We start from the raw sequence: 19,405 nt of genomic DNA, 5'->3' as shown, positions 1-19,405 counted from the left end.
TCAGCTTCTGCTTGCTCTGCTGCAATACGCTGTTGCTCTAAACGTTCAGCTTCAGCTTGTTCTGCTGCAATACGTTCTTGCTCTAAACGCATTTGCGCTTCTTGCTCTGCCAAACGAGCGGCTTGTGCTTGTTGTTGCGCCTGTGCTTCAGCTTGCTCTTTTGCAAGTAACTCAGCGTTGGCTTTTTCAATTGCTAATTTTTCATCTTGCTCAGCTTGCTCGCGCTCTGTGTCTAAACGTTGTTGCTCAGCTCGCTGTGCAGCCATGCGCTCTTGCTCTAAACGCATTTGCGCTTCTTGCTCAGCTAAACGCGCAGCTTGTGCTTGTTGCTGCGCCTGTGCTTCGGCTTGCTCTTTTGCAAGCAACTCTGCATTAGCCTTTTCAATTGCTAAACGCTCTTCTTGTGCTTTTTCAGCAGCAATACGTGCTTGTTCTTCACGCTCTGCTTCGGCCTTTTCTGCCGCTAAGCGCTCAGATTCTTGTTGCTGAGCTAATGCCTGTTGTTTATCAGCTTCTGCTTGTTTTTTATCTGACTTACCAAAACCGAGCCAAGACATGAATTTACTTTTTTTTGCCATACTTGCTAATAACCACTTATAAAAATCTGATAAACTAAAAATTGAAATAGCTTGGTGTGGCTCAGCAATGCGTGCTGGCCAAACAACCGTTCAAAACGTAAGTGCTAAATAGTAACACTTTTAATGCGGTTGAAAAATGAAGCTAAACGTAAACTACGCACAATATTATCTGAGCTAGATCCCTTATACCATTTTTTAGTGACCTAAATGAGAAAAAAAACAACGAAAAATAAAGCAATTAGCAAATCTACAAACGGCTTTATTAGAGTAATCAGCGGGCAATTTCGTGGCCGTAAACTGCCAGTAAAAAATGTAGCAGGGCTACGCCCAACAACAGACCGTATTAAAGAAACCGTGTTTAATTGGTTAATGCAAGACACGCGCGATGCAACCGTACTAGATTGCTTTGCAGGCTCTGGCGGGCTTGGCTTTGAAGCGCTTTCTCGGTTTGCTAAAAGTACAACATTTATCGAGTTAGATTTATCAGCTGCGAAACAAATCGAACAAAACATTAGCACTTTAAAGCTAGAAAATGCACAGGTTAAACACACAAACTCTTTAACTTTTTTAGAGCAAAAAAATGTAAATGAACCTTTTGATTTAGTTTTTGTTGACCCCCCTTTTCGTAAAAATTTAGCGCAAAGTAGCTGTAATTTATTAGAAAATAACCAGTGGCTTAGCGAAGATGCACTCATTTATGTTGAAGTTGAAACCGAGTTAACTGAGTTTTCACCACCAAGTAACTGGCTGTTAATTAAAGAAAAAAAAGCAGGGCAAGTGTTTTGTAGATTGTATCAACGCCAAGTAAATTAGCACTATTTTAGCTGCTGCATTTCTGTTAATATTATCCTTTACATGTGGTGTTGCTTCGGATTACAATACCGCACCATTTTTGAACCACTTGATCAATGTTTGATCAACTTGAGCAACGCTCATAATTTAGGTAGGTGAATTTTTAATGCCAGTAATTAAAGTAAGAGAGAACGAACCGTTTGACGTAGCACTTCGTCGCTTCAAGCGTTCATGTGAAAAAGCAGGTATCCTTTCAGAAGTTCGTCGTCGCGAGCACTATGAAAAGCCAACAGCTGAGCGTAAGCGTAAAAAAGCTGCAGCGGTTAAGCGTCACATGAAGAAGCTTTCTCGCGATAACGCACGTCGCGTTAAATTATACTAATAGTATTAGGTCTTGTATAAATGAGCCTTTTAATAACGCTAAAAGATGCGCAAAAAGATGCGATGAGAGCAAAAGACAAACAACGTCTTAACCCTATTCGCATGGTGCTTGCCGCAATTAAGCAACGTGAGATTGACGAGCAAATAACACTAGACGACGCAGGTATTACCTCCGTTATAGTAAAGCTTGTTAAACAACGTCGTGATTCTTACACTCAGTACAAAGATGCTGGGCGTGAAGATTTAGCCGAAATTGAAGCCAATGAGATCGCAGCACTAGAAACTTTTTTACCTCAACAATTGAGTGAAGAAGAAATAGTTGCCCTTATTGATGCGGCTATTGCTGATACTAATGCAGCAGGTATGCAAGACATGGGTAAAGTAATGGGCATAATCAAAAGCAAAGCCGAAGGACGTGCCGATATGGGCAAGCTTTCTGGTTTAATTAAGCAACGATTAACAGCCTAATACTCCCACATACACAAAGTATGATTAAAGCAAACCGAGCCTAGTGCTCGGTTTCTTCGTTTAAGTATACAAACAAAACGTTTTTAAATAATGCTCATGCATGTAATAGCAATTCGCAATAATGTAGCTTTTTAGCTTACCGTTAACCCTTTTATAAATGCGCGCATTGTGTTGAAATTACACCTCACCAATTGTTAGGACTACTTACAAAACATGGCTGGAAAGATCCCACGAAATTTTATTGACGATTTACTCGCCAGAACAGATATTGTAGAGCTAATAGACTCTAAAGTTGGTCTTAAAAAAGCAGGCAAAGACTACCAAGCTTGCTGCCCTTTTCACAACGAAAAATCCCCCTCGTTTACTGTTTCTCAAGATAAACAGTTTTACCACTGCTTTGGCTGTGGTGCTAATGGCAATGCTATTTCGTTTGTTATGGAATACGACAAGCTTGAATTTGTTGATGCCATAGAAGAGCTCGCAAGCCTTTTAAATTTAGACGTTCCTCGCGAGAAAGGCACTAGTTCAGCACCTGAACGAACGGCTGCACAAAAGCGCTCAGATTACGACTTAATGCTACACACAGCACGCTTTTACCAGCATCAATTAAAGCACCACAGTAACTCTGCTGCGGTAATTGGTTATGTAAAAGGGCGTGGTTTAAGTGGTGAAACCGTTAAAAAATTTATGATAGGTTATGCACCTAGCGAATGGGAAGCGCTATGCCAACAGCTTGGCCGAACAAAAGAGCAAAAAGAACAACTGGTAGAGCTCAAGCTTGCCTCGGAAAAAACACCAGGCAGACAGTTTGATTTTTTCCGCGATCGGTTAATGTTCCCTATTCGTGATAAACGTGGCCGTGTTATCGCCTTTGGTGGGCGTGTAATGCAAGCCGACCAAGGGCCAAAATACCTAAACTCACCAGAGACCCGTATTTTTCATAAAGGTTTTGAACTCTATGGCCTTTACGAAGCAAAACAAGCGCATAAAAAGCTCGAACATGTACTTATTGTAGAAGGTTACATGGACGTGGTTGCACTTGCAGAGCAAGGTATTGAATATGCCGTAGCCGCGCTTGGCACCGCTACAACAAGCGAGCATATGCATACGCTATTTAGAACCACCGACAAAGTTATTTGCTGTTACGATGGCGACAGAGCTGGCCGCGACGCTGCATGGCGAGCACTAGAAAATGCCCTGCCCTACTTGAACGATGGCAAAGCATTACACTTTGTATTTTTACCTGACGGCGAAGACCCTGATTCACTGGTTCAGCAAGAAGGTAAAACGCAATTTGAGCAGCGCTTAAACCAAGCAGATGATTTTACCAAAGTGTTATTTAATAAGCTTAGCCAAGAAGTAGACCTAACACTCGACTCAGGCAAAGCTAAGCTGTTAAGTGCCGCTTTGCCGTTAATTGAAAAAATTCCGAGTGAATTTTATCAAGAAAATATTTTAGAGCAGCTAGGGCGCTTGATTGGTCGAACTCGTGAGCAACTTAATAGTCGCTTAAAAACACCAAAGCAACAACACGCTGTTGAGCGAAAATTTAAAATTACCCCTATGCGCCAAGCCATTGGTATTTTAATTCAGCACCCGCAATTAGCTAAAAGTGTGCCCTATTTGCCAGAATTAGCGCAAATGAACATCGCAGGTATTGGTTTACTACTGCGTTTACAAGAGCGTGCATTGCAAAAAGACAATGCTAACACCGCGGTTTTACTCGAATCATTTAGGGATTCAGAAGATTACGAACCGCTAGTAAAGCTTGCTACATGGCAGCACCAAATTAGTGATGAGCGTTTAGAGACTGTTTTTCAAAATACTTTTAAATTTATTGAAGATCAGTGTTTAAATTATCGACTAGAGACCCTATTAATAAAGGACAAGACACAGGGCTTATCAAGTGATGAAAAACTAGAATGTCATTTACTTATGACGGCGCTAAAAGCGAGTAACAGCTAGTCAGACTTGATTTAAACTGTTATACTGTGCTATTCACTGCGTCACATTATTAAAGTTAGTTAAAAGGCTAACTCTATGATGACGCCTGTTGTATCAACTTATCAGAGTGGAAGAAACAATCTCTATGGATCCAACTCCTCAGTCACAATTAAAACTTCTGATTCAAAAAGGTAAAGAGCAAGGCTATTTAACTTTTGCTGAAGTAAATGATCACCTTCCACAAGACATCATCGACTCAGATCAAGTAGAAGATATCATTAGCATGATTAATGACATGGGTATCAAGGTTAGCGAAAATGCGCCTGATGCTGATGAATTAATGATGCAAGAAACCACGACAGACGAAGACGCAGCAGAAGCTGCTGCTGCAGCCCTTGCAACTGTAGAAAAAGAAATTGGCCGTACAACTGACCCTGTCCGCATGTACATGCGTGAGATGGGTACTGTTGAACTTCTTACACGTGAAGGCGAAATTGTAATCGCTAAGCGCATTGAAGAAGGTATCAACCAGGTACAAATTTCTGTTGCCGAATACCCTGAAGCGATTACTTACCTACTTGAACAGTGGGATAAGTTTGAAGCAGAAGAAATGCGCTTAAGCGACATTATTTCAGGCTTTTTCGATCCTAACGAAGACGAAGCGCAAATCTCAGCAACGCACATTGGCTCTGAATTAAGTGAAGAACAACTTGATGAAGACGATGATGACGATGACAAAGACAGCGATGACGATGAAGACGAAGAAGAAGTAGATACAGGCCCAGATCCTGAAGAAGCCCGTATTCACTTTGAAAACTTGCGTGATTTATACATTAAAGCGCGCACTACCTTTGACGAAAAAGGGCGTTCGCATCCAGATTCTCAAGCCGCTATTTTTGAAATCGGCGAGCTTTTTAGAACGTTTAAATTAGTACCAAAACAGTTTGATCGCATGGTTAACAACATGCGTGAAATGATGGACAGAGTTCGTGTGCAAGAACGTCTCATCATGAAGCAAGCGGTACAAATTGCTAAGCTACCTAAGAAAACGTTTATTAAGCATTTTGCTAATAACGAAACTGACACAGCGTGGCTAGACCTAGAAATTAATGCTAACGAAAAGCACTCAGCTAAACTTGAAGAAGTGAAGCCTGAAATTATTCGTTGCATCCAAAAGCTATGTGTAATTGAAGAAAGCACAGGCTTAAGCATTGAACGTATTAAAGACATTAACCGTCGTATGAGCATTGGTGAAGCAAAAGCGCGCCGTGCGAAAAAAGAAATGGTTGAAGCTAACTTACGTCTTGTAATCTCAATTGCTAAAAAATACACAAACCGTGGTTTACAGTTCTTAGATTTAATCCAAGAAGGTAACATTGGCTTGATGAAAGCGGTAGATAAGTTTGAATACCGCCGTGGTTATAAGTTTTCTACTTATGCTACGTGGTGGATTCGCCAAGCGATTACCCGCTCAATTGCTGACCAAGCAAGAACAATCCGTATTCCGGTACATATGATAGAAACGATTAATAAACTTAACCGTATTTCTCGTCAAATGTTACAAGAAATGGGTCGTGAGCCAAATCCTGAAGAATTAGCTGAGCGCATGATGATGCCTGAGGATAAAATCCGTAAGGTACTTAAAATTGCCAAAGAGCCAATTTCGATGGAAACACCAATCGGTGATGATGAAGATTCGCACTTAGGTGACTTTATCGAAGATACCACTATTGATTCGCCAATCGACTCGGCAACAATGGAATCGCTTCGTGGCGCAACAAACGATGTACTCGCAGGCCTTACAGCCCGTGAAGCCAAAGTACTACGTATGCGTTTTGGTATTGATATGAATACCGACCACACCTTAGAAGAAGTTGGTAAACAGTTTGACGTAACACGTGAGCGTATTCGTCAAATAGAAGCGAAAGCACTGCGTAAATTACGCCACCCTTCTCGCTCTGACTTACTAAAAAGCTTTTTAGACGCTAAATAATTTAGCGCTTTATATAAACTAAAAAGGCCGCTGTAGCGGCCTTTTTTCTATTTAAAGGAAACAACCATGGCTTGGATCCAAATCCGTATTAATGCTAATGCTGCTACCGCAGATGCAGTAAGTGACTTATTAATGGAAGCAGGCAGCGCCTCTGTTACTTTTATTGACGCAAAAGATACACCTATTTATGAGCCTAAAATTGGCACCGTTGAGTTTTGGGCCGATACCACCGTAATTGGTCTATTTGAAGCCAATCACGATATGAATGCGGTCATTGCATTGCTTAAGCGCCATGATGAAATTAAAGACTCATTAGTATATAAAATTGAGCAACTCGAAGATAAAGACTGGGAACGTGAGTGGATGGATAACTTTCATCCAATCCAGTTCGGTGAAAAACTGTGGATATGCCCAAGCTGGCGTGACATTCCAGACCCTGATGCAGTTAATGTATTGCTCGACCCTGGCCTTGCATTTGGTACGGGGACCCATGCAACAACAGCACTGTGCCTTAAATGGCTAGAAAGCCAAGATTTACGGGGTAAAACCGTAGTGGATTTTGGTTGTGGATCGGGCATTTTAGGCATTGCAGCCATTAAACTGGGTGCAGAGCGCATGATTGGTATTGATATTGACCCGCAAGCGCTTGAAGCAAGCTTAGATAACGCACAGCGTAATGGCGTAGCCGATAAGCTTGAGGTATATCTACCTGAAAACCAACCTGAGTTTAGTGCTGATATTGTAGTGGCGAATATTTTAGCGCAACCGCTACGTGAGCTTCACAATGTAATTTTGGGATTGCTTAAGCCAGGTGGCAAAATTGCTATGTCGGGCATATTAGAAGAGCAAGCCCAATCGGTTGCCGATATTTACGCACCGTTTATTGAACTTGACGATATTGCACTAGAGGGTGATTGGACCCGTGTAAGCGGTACAAAAAATAGCTAGCCACGTACATTTATAAATTTAGAGTTTTAACTCAAAACTTGCATGTAAAGCCTGTATTTAACAGGCTTTACTATTTTTTTACAGTTAGAAAATTAGCACACATAATTTGACAAAAATATTTTTTGTTTAAATTTCAAACAAATCGACCCGCTTGTCATGCGGTTATCAAAAGTCAATACGAAAAGGGCAAAAAAAAGTCACTTTTGTTCAATTTATAGCCTTTGATTTTTCCTAAAAAAACCGTAAACTTAGCGCCCCTTGAAAAGAGGCCTATTGAATACAGTGCGTATCGGTTCATACCAACTTGAGAATAATGTAATAGTCGCGCCAATGGCAGGTATTACAGACAGACCATTTAGACAACTTTGCCGCCGCTTAGGCGCAGGCTTGGCTGTGTCTGAAATGTTATCGTCAAACCCGAAGGTTTGGAAAACTGAAAAATCGATGAACCGTATGGATCACAGCGGTGAGTCGGGTATACGCGCGGTGCAAATTGCAGGAGCTGATCCTGAGCTTATGGCGCAGGCCGCACAATTCAATGTTGCAAATGGTGCACAGATCATAGATATCAATATGGGGTGCCCAGCAAAAAAAGTGAACAAGAAACTCGCAGGCTCTGCATTATTACAGTTTCCTGAACTTGTGGAAGAGATAGTTGATGCAGTGGTTAACGCTGTTGATATCCCGGTCACACTTAAAATCCGTACAGGATGGGATCAGGATAACCGTAATGGTGTAGAGATTGCGAGAATAGCTGAGCGTTATGGCATTGCATCACTTGCCGTACATGGGCGTACACGCGCATGTATGTACAAGGGTGAAGCAGAATATGCCACGATTAGGGATATAAAACGCTCAGTGTCGATACCTGTGGTTGCTAATGGTGATATTACATCACCAGAAAAAGCAAAGCAGGTTTTGGACTATACGGGTGCAGATGCCATCATGATTGGCCGAGCCGCCCAAGGTCGCCCTTGGATATTTAGGGAGATAGACCACTATTTGCGAACTGGAGAACACTTACCACCACCTGCTATTTCAGAGGTGCGAAGTATTTTAATGGAGCATTTAGATAACCTCCATGCGTTTTACGGTGAGCCAATGGGAGCGCGAATCGCTCGCAAACATGTATCTTGGTATTTGCAAACCCATGACAGTGACGGTCAGTTTAGGCGAGTATTTAATGCGCTCGACAACCCACAAGCACAGGTTGACGCATTAACGCAATACTTTAAAACACTAGCAGCTAACTAAGAAAGAAAGAGATTAAATAATGTTCGAACAAAACGTGACTTCTCCATTTATCACAAACCCTCATGTTCAGTCACACGAGAAACCGCAGCCATTGCGTGATGCAGTAAAAAAAGCTGTTCACCACTATTTAAAACAGCTTAACGGTCAAGATGTGCAAGACGTTTACGACCTTGTTCTTTCAGAGCTAGAAGCGCCATTACTTGAAGAAGTAATGACATACACACGTGGTAACCAAACTCGTGCGGCAATTTTACTAGGTATCAACCGTGGTACTTTACGTAAAAAGCTAAAAAAATACGGCATGAACTAATACCAAATATATTGAAAGCGTGAGCATTCTAACGCGCTAAACAAGCCCATAACGGCGTTAAAAATTTCTTATGTAGAATAACTACACTGTAAAATTTTTGCCTTGTTATAGACTTGTTTTTCTATCGTTATAACTGCTTACTAATTCAATACAATTGGTATAATGCAAAAAAAAGCACCTTAGGGTGCTTTTTTTATGCGCACAATTTAATAGAGATGTTGCAAAATGCTCACGCTTATTGGCGCTTTATAAGTCGTTTTTTGAGTAGTAATCAGTTAAAATGCCCGCTTCTAAGCTAGCTCATTAACTGAGGAAATCAAACTACAATGGATACTCATCGTCCCATTCGTCGCGCACTTTTAAGTGTGTCTGATAAAACCGGTATTGTTGAATTTGCCCGCGCACTAGAAGCGCAAGGTGTAGATATTTTATCAACTGGCGGTACATGTAAACTCCTTGCTGATAACGGCATAAAAGTGACTGAAGTTTCAGATCACACAGGTCATCCTGAAATAATGGATGGTCGCGTAAAAACCCTTCACCCTAAAATTCACGGCGGCATTTTAGCGCGTCGCGGACAAGATGAAGGCGTAATGGCAGATAACAACATTTCTGCTATCGACATAGTTGTAGTTAACTTATACCCCTTTGCGAATACTGTCGCTCAAGAAAACTGCAGCCTTGAAGATGCTATTGAAAATATTGATATTGGCGGCCCTACCATGGTTCGCGCAGCCGCTAAAAACCACAAAGATGTTACGATTGTGGTAAACGCAAGCGATTACGACCGCGTAATTAGCGAAATGCAAAACAACAATGGCTCAACAACGTACAAAACACGCTTTGATTTAGCTATTGCCGCGTATGAGCATACTGCTCAATACGATGGTATGATTGCTAACTACTTTGGTAAAATGGTACCTGACTACACTGAAGAAGCCGTTGAAGACACTAAATTCCCACGTACTATCAATATGCAGTTCACTAAAAAGCAAGATATGCGTTACGGTGAAAACTCACACCAAGATGCTGCTTTTTATGTTGAAAACAACGTAAGCGAAGCCTCTGTTGCAACAGCTACTCAGCTACAAGGTAAAGCTCTGTCGTTTAATAACATTGCAGATACAGATGCCGCACTTGAGTGTGTTAAAGAATTTGATGTACCTGCATGTGTTATTGTTAAACACGCTAATCCGTGTGGTGTGTCAATTGGCGAAGATATTCTTAGCGCTTACGACCGCGCCTTTAAAACAGATCCAACCTCAGCGTTTGGTGGCATTATTGCCTTTAACCGCGAGCTTGACGCTGCAACAGCACAAGCCATTGTTGAGCGCCAATTTGTTGAAGTGATCATTGCCCCTAGCGTTTCAAGTGAAGCGGCAAAAATTGTAGAAGCTAAAAAGAACGTACGTTTATTGGCATGCGGACAATGGAGCGGCAAAGCAACTGGCCACGATATTAAACGCGTAAACGGTGGTGTTTTAGTACAAGATCGTGACCTAGGTATGGTTACCCAAGGCGACTTAAAAGTCGTATCTAAGCGCCAGCCTTCTGAGCAAGAACTTAAAGATTTACTATTTTGCTGGAAAGTCGCTAAGTTTGTTAAATCAAACGCAATTGTCTATGCCCGTGACGGTATGACTATTGGTGTAGGCGCAGGCCAAATGAGCCGTGTTTACTCAGCTAAAATAGCCGGTATTAAAGCCGCTGATGAAAACCTAGAAGTACCTGGTTCTGTAATGGCATCGGATGCGTTTTTCCCATTCCGTGATGGTATTGATGCTGCCGCTGCCGCTGGTATTACCGCGGTTATTCAACCTGGTGGCTCAATGCGCGATGAAGAAGTTATCGCCGCCGCTGACGAAGCAGGCATGGCTATGGTGTTTACTGGCATGCGCCATTTCCGCCACTAATCACACAAAGGGTTAAACACAGCGTTTAGCCCTTTTTGTTTGCAATCAATTCACGTATTCTGGTTAATCTAACACCTAATTTTTATGTTAAGGAACAAACGATGAAATTTGCACTAAAGTCACTACTTGTAGCCTCGCTTGCGCTTACATCAACTATGGCGCTTAGCCATAACCATGAGTCAAGCCTTAGCCATGCTATTCAATCAAGCGAGCGTAGCGCTAAAAATAGCGCCCGCGATGAGTATCGTCACCCTGAGCAAACACTGGCATTTTTTGGTTTTAAGCCAACAATGACTGTGGTTGAAATTGCCCCTGGTGGAGGTTGGTACAGCGAAATTTTAGCCCCAGCCCTTAAAGAGCAAGGCTTATATTACGCAGCGCATTTTCCGAGTGATTCATCGGTAGGTTACTACCAGCGCTCTTTAGCGGCCTTTAAACAAAAAGTGGCCGAAGATGAGCGTTTTAGCAAAGTAAAAATTTCTGAATTTGCTCCCTTAACGCACACAGATATTGCCCCTGCCGGTACTGCCGACATGGTTTTAACCTTTCGTAATGTACATAACTGGTACATGGGTAAAGACACTGAAGGTGCATTGAGTGCATTTAAGTCTTTTTATAAAGCGTTAAAACCAGGTGGCGTATTAGGTGTAGTAGAACATCGCCTAGATGAAAGCCGTGCTGATGAAGATCAAAAATCAACAGGCTACATGAAGCAAAGCTACGTGGTCGATTTAGCTAAAAAAGCTGGATTTGAATTAGTTGCAACAAGTGAGATTAACGCCAATCCAAAAGATACAGCCGATCACCCTAAAGGTGTATGGACGCTACCACCAAGCTTACGCCTTGGCGAACAAGACGCCGACAAATACAAAGCTATTGGTGAAAGCGACCGTATGACGCTGAAATTTAAAAAACCGCTTTAAATAGGAATATTTCGCCATGAATGTATTAGTCATTGGCAGCGGCGGCCGCGAACACGCACTTGCGTTTAAGGCCGCTCAAAACACGAAAGTAAACACTGTATTTGTAGCACCGGGTAATGCCGGTACTGCACTAGAGCCAAAACTAGAAAACGTTGCAATTAACGTTGAAGACCTAGATGGCCTACTAAGCTTTGCACAACAAAACAATGTAGAACTTACTATTGTTGGCCCTGAAGTACCGCTTGTATTAGGGGTAGTAGATAAGTTCCGTGAACACGGTCTCGCTATTTTTGGCCCAACAGCCGGCGCAGCACAGCTAGAAGGCTCTAAGTCGTTTACTAAAGACTTTTTAGCTCGCCATGCAATCCCAACCGCTGATTACCAAACGTTTGAACAAATTGACCCTGCCCTTGCTTATTTAAAAGAAAAAGGCGCGCCAATTGTAATAAAAGCAGATGGCCTAGCGGCTGGTAAAGGCGTGATTGTAGCAATGAACGAGCGTGAAGCTGAAGACGCTATTCGCGATATGCTTGCCGGTAATGCTTTTGGTGAAGCTGGCAGCCGTGTCGTGATCGAAGAGTTTTTAGAAGGTGAAGAAGCCTCTTTTATTGTTATGGTTGATGGTAAAAACATTTTGCCATTTGCAACAAGCCAAGATCATAAGCGTGCATACAATGGCGATGAAGGTCCAAATACTGGCGGCATGGGCGCGTATTCACCAGCACCTGTAGTAACTGACGAAATCCACCAGCGTATTATGGACGAAGTAATCGTTCCTACCGTTGAAGGTATGGCAAGCGAAGGCCATCCTTACACAGGCTTTTTATACGCAGGTTTAATGATTGACGCTCAGGGCACACCTAAAGTGATTGAGTACAACTGTCGTTTTGGTGACCCTGAAACGCAACCTATGATGCTTCGTCTTAAATCAGACTTAGTTGAACTAGTTGAAGCGGCTAACCGCGAAGAACTTGATAAAACAACCATTGAGTTTGACCCGCGCGCAGCCGTAGGTGTTGTACTTGCCGCTAAAGGCTACCCAGGTGATTACCCTAAAGGTGACGCAATATCAGGCCTTAAAGTTAGCTACCCTGCTGATGAAAAAGTATTTCATGCCGGTACTAAGCAAGATGGCGAAAACGTTGTCACCGCAGGTGGACGTGTATTGTGTGCCACTGCACTTGGTAATACCGTTACCGAGGCACAGCAACGTGCATACGAGCTGGTCAAACAAATTAGCTGGGAAGGTATGGAGTACCGCACCGATATTGCTTACAGAGCGATTGCTCGCGAGCAGTAACCTGTAAACTAAATTATTGGCTTAACTTAGCTTCTAGGTTAAATTTACAGCTGTATGTTTGGTATTTAGGCAAGGCAGCGCCTATGTAATGTGGTTATTCCCCATAAATAGGCGATAACGAGGAATAAATGCCAAACATGCGCTGCCCAAAGGGTTTTGACTTAATCCACTAGGTTACAAACCTCACACCGCGATTGAATTATCTCTAGGATAAACAAATTTTAATCCTGAAAGGTCAGCAGGCCCTAAAAATTTAACTAAAAAAGCGCAGTTTATATGCGCTTTTTTAGTGCTACACTAATTAAAAGAGTTATTACAAGTATACAACGTTGGAAACGAAAACTTTACGTTATCATGCCGCGGCCGTAGCCATACTGATTTTCATATTTTATATTATTAGCACACTGGCTTCTAACCTAGTTGTGCCGACTCGTTATACCATCGACAAAACCACGCCTGTATATTTAGACTTTGCCTACTATATAGATGAAAGTAAATCTCACACACTCAACGATATTATTTTAAACCCTGATTTACTCACCCACCAGCCGTTAAACAGTATTCCGTGGAGCTTTAAGCAGCAAAACTACTGGCTATTTATAGACCTAGAAAATAAAAGTTTAGATGCTCAAGACATTGTTGCCCATTTTGATAACCCGATGGTTGATCGCCTAAGCGTATATCGCTTAAATAATAAAAATGAGCTCATAGAAAGTTATAAACTAGGCGATAAAGTAAAGTCTCTCACGCTTTTTCAATATAGCGTACCGCATATACGTTTTGCACTTGAAAGCAAATCTACAGAACGCTTAGCCATAAAAATAGATACAACGGGGATCAGCAAAACACCGGTTAATTTGTATCGCCATAAAGAATTTGTTGATTTAGTTCGCTCGCAAACCGGCATTTGGGGCATATTTGCCGGCGTGTTATTAATGGCTGCCCTGTATAATTTAGTGCTTTATTTTGGCATTAAAGACCGCGTTTATTTAGTTTATATAGGCTATATAGTTAGCGCGCTGTGTTTAATGGGCATAGTAATGGGCTTTGGCTTTTACTTATGGCCCCTAGAGTGGCAATTGTATTTGCACGAAAAAGTGATTTTTTCAAACTACGCAATGGCTTTTTTTACGCTCGCCTTTTGCACCATGTTTTTGCGCTACCATAAAGATAAATGCTGGCGCTATAAGCTGAGTAAAGCACTGCTTACTTTAATATTTTTATTATCAACCACCACTTTTTTCATACCTGAATACATCGCAGCGCCTATCTTTTTTTGTGTATTAAGCCTGTTGTACATTATGTGTGTTATTTTAATTTACAATAAACTGCGCACAGGGTTTAGGTGGGCGAAGTTTTACGTTTTTTCGTGGGTTCCACTCATTGTTGGCGCAGCAATACAACCATTAGAATTAACTGGCTTTTTAGATTATAGCTTTGCGATTCGTCATGCGTTTTTAGTGGCTATTTTGTGTGAAGTTATTTTAATGGCTATGGCACTTGCCGATAGAGTGCGCTACCAGCGTGAGCGTGCGCTCTATCATGCGACGCACACTCAGCAAACAAAGCTACTTAACAGTGCTAAATTAAAACAAGCGTTTATGAACTTACAAGCACAAGGAAGAAATACCACCTTGTGTTTGATTAAAATTCGCCATTTTAACTCGCTCAATACCATTATTACCCCATCGCAGGGTTATACCTTAATAAAGCACGTAGCTAAGCAGGTGGAGCTTGAGCTAAGCCATGAGCGGGAATTTACTAATCTCGATATAGATTTTAATAATAGCCCGCGCTTGGCCGATTTAGGCAGTGGAGTATTTGCTTGTATTTCTACTAGAAACCAAAATCAACACACCTTAGAAGATGCACTAGTTAAAGTTATTAATAGCCTACCAAAACAATATGAAATACAGGGCCTAAACCTACAACTTACTTATAATATTGGTATAAGTAGTGCGGGCCATCGCGACGATTTTGAATATTGGCTAAAACGCGGTTATTTAGCGCTTAAAAAAGCTAAAACGAATAATGACTTGGTGGTTAGTACAACCAACGGCAGTAATATTTTAATGGATGTAACGCTTGCTGCCAAATTACAAAACGCGATTAAAACAGATCAATTAGCATTATATTACCAACCGCAAATAGGATTGAACTTCAGCCAAGTTAATGGCGCTGAGGCACTCTTACGCTGGCCAGACCCAGCATTTAACGGCGTATCGATAGAAGAGCTGATAATACTTGCTGAGCACACAGGTATTATTAACGAGCTTACCTTGTGGGTTATTGAGCAAGCCTGTAAAGATATCGTCAAACTAACCGAGCAAGGCTATAACGATCACCCTATTAGCGTTAATTTAAGTGCTAAAAACTTGTCGATTAAAAACCTCGCCGAAAAAGTCGAAAACATCCTTATAAAATACCAAATTCCGGCACAGCTTCTTAAGTTTGAATTAACTGAGTCAGCATTAGTTGAAAGCCACGAAGCCCTTATTTCATTGGTTAATGAGCTTTCTGATTTAGGGGTGCGAGTGGTGCTTGATGACTTTGGCACTGGCTATTCATCGCTAAGTTATTTGGTTAATTACCGCTTTACTGAGCTTAAAGTAGATAAATCGTTTGTATTTGATTTAACCAATAACACCGCCAATAAAGTGATTGTGCAAACCGCTATAGATATGGCACATAACCTAGGGTTATCTATAACCATAGAAGGCATAGAAACCCAAGATGTGCACCACTTATTAAAAGAAATGGGCGCCGACCGAGCACAGGGCTACTTATATGCAAAACCCCTCCCCTATGATGACTATTTACACTTCTTAAAAAGCCAATACAGTTTAAAGATGTTAAACTCCACGTTTTAATATCAACATCTTTAGGGGCCAAGTAAAGATGCAAGGCACTTTGCGTAAATTAAAATCGAGCTTAACAGAGCCCGTTCAATACCACCTACCTGTTGGCGATAATCTAGTAGATTTAAATGCCTATATAGGTAAAGAACTAACGCTTACTTTTAGCGGTACCATTTTATGCTCAAACTGTGGTAAAAAAACCAAAAAGAGTTACTCTCAAGGGCATTGTTTTGTATGTATGCGTAAGCTTGCTAGCTGCGATATGTGCATTATGAAACCAGAAACCTGCCATTACGATCAAGGTACCTGTCGCGAGCCACAATGGGGCGAAGAAAACTGTATGATCCCGCATTATGTGTATTTAGCCAATACGTCTGGGCTTAAAGTAGGTATTACTCGCCATACGCAAATACCAACACGTTGGGTTGACCAGGGCGCTACCCAAGCGCTGCCTATTTTTAAAGTACAAACACGTTTGCAATCAGGTTTAGTTGAGGTGGCATTGGCCGAGTTTATTGCCGATAAAACTAATTGGCGTAACATGCTTAAAGGCCAAAACGACGCAATAGACTTAAAAGCCGCCGCAGCAGAGCTCATCCCACAAATTAGCGATAAACTAAACGAGCTAAGTGAGCTATTTGGTGCAACGGCCATAGAGCAGCTAGATGAAGATGTGGTTGATTTAAACTTTCCGGTAACAGAGTACCCTACTAAAATTAGCTCGTTTAATTTTGATAAAAACCCAGTAGTAAGCGGCGTGCTACAAGGTATAAAAGGTCAGTACTTAATTTTTGATACCGGCGTAATTAATATACGTAAATTTACCTCTTACGAGGTGACAGTAGGGTAATTATGCTAAACAGCTTTCCACAGTTATTAATTGTTTATAATGAGCTTGAAATAGCGCACGATAAACAAGAACAACAAGCGTGTTTGCACAGCGTTGCGCAAAGTGAGCTTAGTAATGTGCGCGTGTTGAACAAACAAGGTGAGTACGTTGATCTACACGGCGCTGTATGCCCCCCTCTTTCACAGGAGCAGCTAGCGCAACTGGTAACCACTTATTTGTTGAATGAAGGGCAATGCTGTCTTGGCAAAATTAAAACCCTTAATACCAAGCAGGCGTTTGATTTACTAGGTTTATAACCCTCAGCCTTAGTTATACCAATTCGCTTAATTAATAATTATTGCAAATTGCTATTAGTACTCACTAAGCACTTTTATATGCGCTACAGCACTTCTTCCTAATGCTGATAGCGCATAGCCCCCTTCAAGGTAAGATATAACACCTTTACAGCCACTCTCTTTTGCAACGTTGCATAACTGCTCTGTAAGCCAGCTGTAGTCATCTTCTACAAACTTTAAACTTGCCATGTCATCTTCTAGGTGGGCATCAAACCCTGCACTTATAAATAGCAGCTCTGGCTTAAAGGCTGTTAATTTAGGTAACCACTGAGTAGTAAACACTTCTTTTAAGTCGTCGCCATTACTGGCTATGGGCAAAGGCGAATTAACAATATGATTATTATTTTTTACGGCTGTGTTTGGGTAAAATGGGTATTGAAATAAAGAGCAAAGTAATACGTTTTCATCGTTTATAAATATGTCTTGGGTGCCATTGCCATGGTGTACATCAAAATCAGCAATTGCTATACGTTTAACGCCTTTGCTTTGAGCATACTTAACAGCAATGGCTAAGTTATTAAATACACAAAATCCAGATGAAGCATGTGCATTGGCATGGTGCCCTGGCGGGCGTACAGCGCAAAAAGCAGCATCGAGTTTATCTGCGAGTATTTCATCTACAGCCAACAGCCCTGCCCCTACGGCGCGCTCAATTGCTTTAAATGAATCAGGACAAAGCCAGGTGTCGCCATCAAGGTTATGTAGCCCTTGCTGAGGGACTAAGCGCTCCACAAGGTTAACTAACGACTCATCGTGGGCTAATAAGTAATCCTCACGCTTTGCTTTAGGCGCTTGTAGATGCGTTAAGCCAATATCTACCCCACTTGCCAAAAGTCTATCGGCAATGGCGTCAAGGCGCTCTGGGCACTCGGGATGATCGTCAATCATTTTATGTTTACGGCAATGAGGATGTGAAATAACTGCAGTACGCATAAACGCTCCTTTAATATGAGTGCTTAATATAACAAAGCCACCTTACGGTGGCTTTGCGACTTTGGTGTATAGCATCACTACTTAGCTTTTAAATTTAGGTTTCTAAAATCAAAACTAAAGTCGGTCACCGCTGTTGATACCGCGCGCATTTTGGCGCTATTTACACGATTACTTTCGCCCATATCAAAACGAATAAATGCATCGGCCTCAAGTAGTTTTTCATCCCATTTAACAATAAACGTATTACCCGTGTAATGCTCAAGCGTGCCTTTTAAGCGTTTGGTATGGGTAAAATCAATACGTAGTTTGCCATCTAGCTGCTCAATAATTACATCCCCGTACCAATCATCATGTAACGTGCCGGTGTAATTAATATTAGGTAACTGTGGCTGATAATCTGCTGGAGTGTCGGGTTTTGCACTTGCGTAGGCTGTTTGTTTACCTGCAAAATGTTTTTTAGCTAACTCTTCAACCCAGTCTTTATCTTCAAGTTTTAAAGCATCTTCAAGTACTTCATGAGTAACCGCCGAAAGCGCACTAAATGCTTGCTGATTAGATAAAATAACAATGCCAAGCTTTTTCTCTGGCAGCAATGTAACTTGCGACACCATACCTAAAATGCCCCCACCGTGGCCTAGCTTTTTAAAGCCGTGATAATCTTCAATGCTCCAACCTAACCCATAGCCTCTAAATTGCTGATGATAGGCCTCATACGCACTTTTAGACGCCATAGAGGTAATATGCGGGTGCCACATTTGCGCTTGCTGTTTTTCACTAAATAGCTGCTCACCGCTTGGCATTTTTCCACCAGCTAACTGCGTAAGTAACCATTGGCTCATATCACTTACGCTCGATGCAATAGCCCCTGCACCTCTAAAGTCTTCTAAGTAGTTAACAAAAAAAGGATTGAGCTTGCCATCCATTGGTATGTGGCCAATTGCCCAATTTTTATTGCTTTTTGGAATACGCGAAAAGCCCGCGCGCGAGTTATCCATGTGCAAAGGCTGTAATATATTTTTTTCGATATAATCGTTCCAGCTCATACCTGATACACGTGCCACCACTTCGCCTGCGGTCACAAACATTAAGTTGTTATAGGCATACTGGCTTCGAAAGCTGCTGGCTGGCTTTAAATATTGTAGGCCGGCTAAAATAGCCGCTATAGACTTATCAGTACTTGGCCAAATCATTAAATCGCCTTGGCCAAGCCCTAAACCACCGCGGTGGCTTAATAAATCACGAATGCGCATTTCGCGAGTAACGTAGGAGTCGTACAACCTAAACTCAGGTAAGTGATCAATTACTCTGTCATCCCAACTTAACTTACCTTCATCAATCAACTTAGCCAGCGCTGCACTGGTAAACGCTTTTGTGTTTGAGGCAATACCAAAAAGTGTGTCTTTGTTCACTTTTGCATTTGTATTGAGATTACTTATCCCAAACCCTTTAGCAAATACAACTTTATCGTCTTGCACAACTGCTACCGCCATACCCGGTACGTCAAAGCGTGCCATTGAGGTGTTAATCACCTCCTCTAAGTGCGTGGTATTAATTTGTGCCCAACTATTAAAAGTGGCACTGGCAAGCAAAGCTAAACTGGCTAATTTGGTAAGTTTCATGATTAT

The 19,405-nt window shown here is 41.7% G+C and carries 16 protein-coding genes and 1 pseudogene; 14 read left to right on the top strand and 3 right to left on the bottom strand.

The annotated features are described in order from the left end of the window. Window positions 1-578 (bottom strand): annotated as a pseudogene (locus WDB87_RS02520) (signal recognition particle-docking protein FtsY); the annotation flags it as partial. Between the two features lie 207 nt (window positions 579-785). Between WDB87_RS02520 and rsmD the strand changes: the two are divergent. From rsmD to WDB87_RS02450, 14 genes are all read left to right on the top strand, one after another. Continuing rightward, on the top strand, window positions 786-1,391 hold the full coding sequence (gene rsmD, locus WDB87_RS02515; RefSeq protein ID WP_337848908.1) for a 16S rRNA (guanine(966)-N(2))-methyltransferase RsmD: 606 nt from the start codon (window positions 786-788) through the stop codon (window positions 1,389-1,391). Window positions 1,392-1,536: 145 nt separating this feature from the next. Then, complete coding sequence (gene rpsU, locus WDB87_RS02510; protein ID WP_002957797.1) at window positions 1,537-1,752, top strand: 30S ribosomal protein S21; 216 nt, start codon at window positions 1,537-1,539, stop codon at window positions 1,750-1,752. 20 nt (window positions 1,753-1,772) lie between these two features. Next, on the top strand, window positions 1,773-2,219 hold the full coding sequence (locus tag WDB87_RS02505) for a GatB/YqeY domain-containing protein (RefSeq protein ID WP_004588626.1): 447 nt from the start codon (window positions 1,773-1,775) through the stop codon (window positions 2,217-2,219). A gap of 213 nt (window positions 2,220-2,432) precedes the next feature. Then, window positions 2,433-4,184: a DNA primase gene (dnaG, locus tag WDB87_RS02500; protein ID WP_337848907.1), complete on the top strand. Its 1,752-nt coding sequence runs from the start codon at window positions 2,433-2,435 to the stop codon at window positions 4,182-4,184. Window positions 4,185-4,308: 124 nt separating this feature from the next. Next, window positions 4,309-6,156: an RNA polymerase sigma factor RpoD gene (rpoD, locus tag WDB87_RS02495; RefSeq protein WP_286245390.1), complete on the top strand. Its 1,848-nt coding sequence runs from the start codon at window positions 4,309-4,311 to the stop codon at window positions 6,154-6,156. A 66-nt stretch (window positions 6,157-6,222) separates the two neighbouring features. Continuing rightward, window positions 6,223-7,104, top strand: a complete 882-nt coding sequence (gene prmA / locus WDB87_RS02490; protein WP_337848906.1) for a 50S ribosomal protein L11 methyltransferase — start codon at window positions 6,223-6,225, stop codon at window positions 7,102-7,104. A gap of 282 nt (window positions 7,105-7,386) precedes the next feature. Then, window positions 7,387-8,358, top strand: a complete 972-nt coding sequence (gene dusB, locus WDB87_RS02485) for a tRNA dihydrouridine synthase DusB (RefSeq protein WP_004588630.1) — start codon at window positions 7,387-7,389, stop codon at window positions 8,356-8,358. A 19-nt stretch (window positions 8,359-8,377) separates the two neighbouring features. Continuing rightward, window positions 8,378-8,668 (top strand): DNA-binding transcriptional regulator Fis, encoded by a 291-nt coding sequence (fis, locus tag WDB87_RS02480; RefSeq protein WP_002957804.1) that lies wholly within the window; start codon window positions 8,378-8,380, stop codon window positions 8,666-8,668. A gap of 326 nt (window positions 8,669-8,994) precedes the next feature. Continuing rightward, a complete protein-coding gene (purH, locus tag WDB87_RS02475) occupies window positions 8,995-10,581 on the top strand; it encodes a bifunctional phosphoribosylaminoimidazolecarboxamide formyltransferase/IMP cyclohydrolase (RefSeq protein WP_337848905.1) in 1,587 nt (528 codons plus the stop codon). Between the two features lie 101 nt (window positions 10,582-10,682). Further along, window positions 10,683-11,504 (top strand): class I SAM-dependent methyltransferase, encoded by an 822-nt coding sequence (locus WDB87_RS02470; RefSeq protein WP_286245393.1) that lies wholly within the window; start codon window positions 10,683-10,685, stop codon window positions 11,502-11,504. Window positions 11,505-11,520: 16 nt separating this feature from the next. After that, window positions 11,521-12,804, top strand: a complete 1,284-nt coding sequence (gene purD / locus WDB87_RS02465; protein WP_337848904.1) for a phosphoribosylamine--glycine ligase — start codon at window positions 11,521-11,523, stop codon at window positions 12,802-12,804. Window positions 12,805-13,133: 329 nt separating this feature from the next. Beyond that, window positions 13,134-15,674 carry an EAL domain-containing protein gene (locus WDB87_RS02460; RefSeq protein ID WP_337848903.1) on the top strand — a complete coding sequence of 847 codons (2,541 nt, stop codon included), beginning with the start codon at window positions 13,134-13,136 and terminating at the stop codon, window positions 15,672-15,674. A gap of 28 nt (window positions 15,675-15,702) precedes the next feature. After that, entirely contained in the window at window positions 15,703-16,512 is an 810-nt protein-coding gene (locus WDB87_RS02455) for a DUF2797 domain-containing protein (RefSeq protein ID WP_286245396.1), read from the top strand. Between the two features lie 2 nt (window positions 16,513-16,514). Next, window positions 16,515-16,808 (top strand): hypothetical protein, encoded by a 294-nt coding sequence (locus tag WDB87_RS02450; protein WP_337848902.1) that lies wholly within the window; start codon window positions 16,515-16,517, stop codon window positions 16,806-16,808. 54 nt (window positions 16,809-16,862) lie between these two features. Here the strand turns inward: WDB87_RS02450 and WDB87_RS02445 are convergent, their stop codons facing one another. Together WDB87_RS02445 and WDB87_RS02440 are read right to left on the bottom strand one after the other, a co-directional pair. Beyond that, the gene (locus WDB87_RS02445; RefSeq protein WP_337848901.1) at window positions 16,863-17,780 is read right to left on the bottom strand and encodes a histone deacetylase family protein; all 918 of its coding nucleotides are present in this window, start codon (window positions 17,778-17,780) and stop codon (window positions 16,863-16,865) included. A 77-nt stretch (window positions 17,781-17,857) separates the two neighbouring features. Next, the gene (locus WDB87_RS02440) at window positions 17,858-19,399 is read right to left on the bottom strand and encodes a serine hydrolase (RefSeq protein ID WP_337848900.1); all 1,542 of its coding nucleotides are present in this window, start codon (window positions 19,397-19,399) and stop codon (window positions 17,858-17,860) included. Window positions 19,400-19,405: the final 6 nt, after the last annotated feature.

The sequence above is a fragment of the Pseudoalteromonas sp. C12FD-1 genome (genome assembly GCF_037414265.1).
GTDB lineage: Bacteria > Pseudomonadota > Gammaproteobacteria > Enterobacterales > Alteromonadaceae > Pseudoalteromonas.
This window is presented reverse-complemented; position numbering and strand designations above follow the sequence as displayed.

Coding starts and splice junctions, on each gene's coding strand:
- prmA (WP_337848906.1), top strand. CDS start 6,223: ATGGCTTGGATCCAAATCCGTATTAATGCTAATGCTGCTACCGCAGAT.
- WDB87_RS02455 (WP_286245396.1), top strand. CDS start 15,703: ATGCAAGGCACTTTGCGTAAATTAAAATCGAGCTTAACAGAGCCCGTT.
- fis (WP_002957804.1), top strand. CDS start 8,378: ATGTTCGAACAAAACGTGACTTCTCCATTTATCACAAACCCTCATGTT.
- WDB87_RS02470 (WP_286245393.1), top strand. CDS start 10,683: ATGAAATTTGCACTAAAGTCACTACTTGTAGCCTCGCTTGCGCTTACA.
- dnaG (WP_337848907.1), top strand. CDS start 2,433: ATGGCTGGAAAGATCCCACGAAATTTTATTGACGATTTACTCGCCAGA.
- WDB87_RS02505 (WP_004588626.1), top strand. CDS start 1,773: ATGAGCCTTTTAATAACGCTAAAAGATGCGCAAAAAGATGCGATGAGA.
- WDB87_RS02450 (WP_337848902.1), top strand. CDS start 16,515: ATGCTAAACAGCTTTCCACAGTTATTAATTGTTTATAATGAGCTTGAA.
- purD (WP_337848904.1), top strand. CDS start 11,521: ATGAATGTATTAGTCATTGGCAGCGGCGGCCGCGAACACGCACTTGCG.
- rpsU (WP_002957797.1), top strand. CDS start 1,537: ATGCCAGTAATTAAAGTAAGAGAGAACGAACCGTTTGACGTAGCACTT.
- rsmD (WP_337848908.1), top strand. CDS start 786: ATGAGAAAAAAAACAACGAAAAATAAAGCAATTAGCAAATCTACAAAC.
- rpoD (WP_286245390.1), top strand. CDS start 4,309: ATGGATCCAACTCCTCAGTCACAATTAAAACTTCTGATTCAAAAAGGT.
- WDB87_RS02445 (WP_337848901.1), bottom strand. CDS start 17,780: ATGCGTACTGCAGTTATTTCACATCCTCATTGCCGTAAACATAAAATG.
- WDB87_RS02440 (WP_337848900.1), bottom strand. CDS start 19,399: ATGAAACTTACCAAATTAGCCAGTTTAGCTTTGCTTGCCAGTGCCACT.
- purH (WP_337848905.1), top strand. CDS start 8,995: ATGGATACTCATCGTCCCATTCGTCGCGCACTTTTAAGTGTGTCTGAT.